This window comes from Marilutibacter aestuarii (assembly GCF_006546775.1).
GTDB classification, from domain to species: Bacteria; Pseudomonadota; Gammaproteobacteria; order Xanthomonadales; family Xanthomonadaceae; genus Marilutibacter; species Marilutibacter aestuarii.
In genome coordinates this window covers 1-2,819 of record NZ_VICE01000088.1, presented here as the reverse complement: position 1 = coordinate 2,819, position 2,819 = coordinate 1, and the positions used below count along the sequence as shown (strand labels likewise).

The following is a 2,819-nucleotide window of genomic DNA, read 5'->3' as shown; positions in this document are numbered from 1 at the left end:
TGCGCCACGCCCTGACGGGCACGCCCGGTGGCGGCCCTGACCCCATCGGACCCCATGCAGGGCCCCGGGGCCAGTGCATGCAGCGGCCCGGTTATATGCACATGCGTTCAGGCACCGCCTCCACCTTTGCCCTGAAACCGTACGGTTGCGACAATAGGGGGTCCATCGCGCGCCGTCCGGCGGCTGCGCCCGCCCACTGCCTGCGAGTCCCTCCATGCCCAACAGCCCCAAGATCATCTACACCCTCACCGACGAAGCGCCGCTGCTGGCGACCCAGTCGCTGCTGCCGATCGTCGAAGCCTTCGCCGGCACCGCCGGGGTTGCCGTCGAGACCCGCGACATCTCGCTCGCCGGCCGCATCCTGGCGCAGTTCCCCGACCTGCTCGGCGAGGACCAGCGGATCGGCGACCACCTGGCCGAGCTCGGCGAGCTGGCCAAGACGCCGGACGCCAACATCATCAAGCTGCCCAACATCAGCGCCTCGGTGCCGCAGCTCAAGGCCGCGATCAAGGAACTGCAGGGCCAGGGCCATCCGCTGCCCGACTATCCCGACGAGCCCAAGGGCGAGCAGGAGAGCGACATCAAGGCGCGCTACGACCGCACCAAGGGCAGCGCGGTCAACCCGGTGCTGCGCGAGGGCAACTCGGACCGCCGCGCGCCGCTGTCGGTCAAGAACTACGCCCGCAAGCACCCGCACCGCATGGGCAAGTGGAGCGCGGACTCCAGGTCGCACGTCGCGCACATGGAATCGGGCGATTTCTACGGCAGCGAGCAGTCGGTGGTCGTCGACCAGGCCGGTACCGTGAAGATCCGCCTGACCAGCGCGGACGGCCGCAGCAACATGCTCAAGACCGGCATCGCGGTCAGTGCCGGCGAGGTGATCGACGCCACCTGCATGAGCGCGCGCGCGCTGTCGGCCTTCGTCGACGCCCAGATCGAGGACGCCCGTGCACGCGGCGTACTGTTCTCGCTGCACCTGAAGGCCACGATGATGAAGGTCTCCGACCCGATCATCTTCGGCGCGTTCGTGCGCGGCTTCTACCGCCCGGTGCTGGACAAGCACGCCGACGCACTGGAGGCCGCCGGCTTCGACGCCAACAACGGCATCGGCGATCTGTATGCCGTGCTCCCGCGCCTGCCGGCCGACGCCCAGGCCGACATCAAGGCCGGGATCGAGGCGCTGTACGCCGAGCGCCCGGGCCTGGCGATGGTGAATTCCGACAAGGGCATCACCAACCTGCACGTGCCCAGCGACATCATCGTCGACGCCTCGATGCCGGCAATGATCCGCGACTCTGGCCAGATGTGGAATGCCCAGGGCCAGCTGCAGGACACCAAGGCCGTGATCCCGGACCGCAACTACGCCGGCATCTACCAGGCCGTCATCGACGACTGCAAGGCGCACGGCGCGTTCGACCCCGCCACCATGGGCAGCGTGCCCAACGTCGGCCTGATGGCGCAGAAGGCCGAGGAATACGGCAGCCACGACAAGACCTTCCAGATCCCGGCCGACGGCACGGTGGAAGTGCTCGACGACGCCGGCCAGGTGCTGATGAAGCACGAGGTCGAGGCCGGCGACATCTGGCGCATGTGCCAGACCAAGGACGCGCCGATCCGCGACTGGGTCAAGCTGGCGGTCACCCGCGCGCGCCTGAGCGGCACGCCGGCGGTGTTCTGGCTGGACCCGCAGCGCGCGCACGACCGCAACCTGGCGGCCAAGGTCGAGCAATACCTCAAGGACCACGACACCGCCGGCCTGGACATCCGCGTGCTCTCGCCGGTCGAGGCCATGCAGCTGTCGCTGGAGCGCATCCGCCGCGGCGAGGACACCATCTCGGTGACCGGCAACGTGCTGCGCGACTACCTGACCGACCTGTTCCCGATCATGGAGCTGGGCACCAGCGCGAAGATGCTGTCGATCGTGCCGTTGATGGCCGGCGGCGGCCTGTTCGAGACCGGCGCCGGCGGCAGCGCGCCCAAGCACGTGCAGCAGTTCGTCGCCGAAGACCACCTGCGCTGGGATTCGCTGGGCGAGTTCCTCGCCCTGGCCGCCTCCCTCGAGCACCTGGCCGAGACCACCGGCAATGCCCGCGCGAAGGTGCTGGCCGACGCGCTCGACGTCGCCAACGGCCGCTTCCTCGACGAGAACAAGTCGCCCTCGCGCAAGGTCGGCGAACTCGACAACCGCGGCAGCCATTTCTACCTGGCGCTGTACTGGGCCCAGGCCCTGGCCGCGCAGGACGCCGATGCGGCGCTCAAGTCGACCTTCACCCCCCTGGCCAAGGCACTGGCCGACAAGGAGGAGACGATCGTCGCCGAGTTGAATGCAGTGCAGGGCCAGCCGGTCGAGATGGGCGGCTACTACCACCCCGACCTGGCGCTGCTGGGCAAGGCGATGCGCCCCAGCCAGACCCTCAACGACGCCCTGGCGACGCTGTCGGCCTGAGTTTCCCGCACGACATCACCACGAAAAGCGCCCCGCCCGGGGCGCTTTTTTGTTGGCTTTTGTCCGTTTGAAACCGCGCGCCGCCATTCCAGCGAACGGTGGGGTCCAGCCTTGGCCTTTATCGGGGCCCCCGGTGCGCTTCGCGTATCCGGGCTACGCGCCGGGCGATCAGCGCGACGGTGGGTTTCGCCTTCGGCTCTACCCACCCTACGGCTCTGCGCTTGCCCGGGCTACGCGGCGGGTTGCCGTTGCCGTTGCCGTTGCCGTTGCCGTTGCCGTTGATCTTGATCTTGATCTTCGCGACTTTGAGGCCGCCGAGCACCGCAGGGCGTGGCGGCCGGAGAGGCGCCCTTGTCTGAGCGAAGCGAGTTTG

General features: G+C 68.7%; 2 protein-coding genes. One reads left to right on the top strand and one right to left on the bottom strand.

Features of this window, described 5'->3' with window-relative positions:
- Nucleotides 1-214 precede the first annotated feature (214 nt).
- The gene (locus tag FKV25_RS09435; protein WP_141518549.1) at nt 215-2,446 is read left to right on the top strand and encodes an NADP-dependent isocitrate dehydrogenase; all 2,232 of its coding nucleotides are present in this window, start codon (nt 215-217) and stop codon (nt 2,444-2,446) included.
- A gap of 118 nt (nt 2,447-2,564) precedes the next feature.
- Here the strand turns inward: FKV25_RS09435 and FKV25_RS16365 are convergent.
- The coding region (locus FKV25_RS16365; RefSeq protein ID WP_211345407.1) for a hypothetical protein at nt 2,565-2,819 on the bottom strand (255 nt) is incomplete at its 5' end.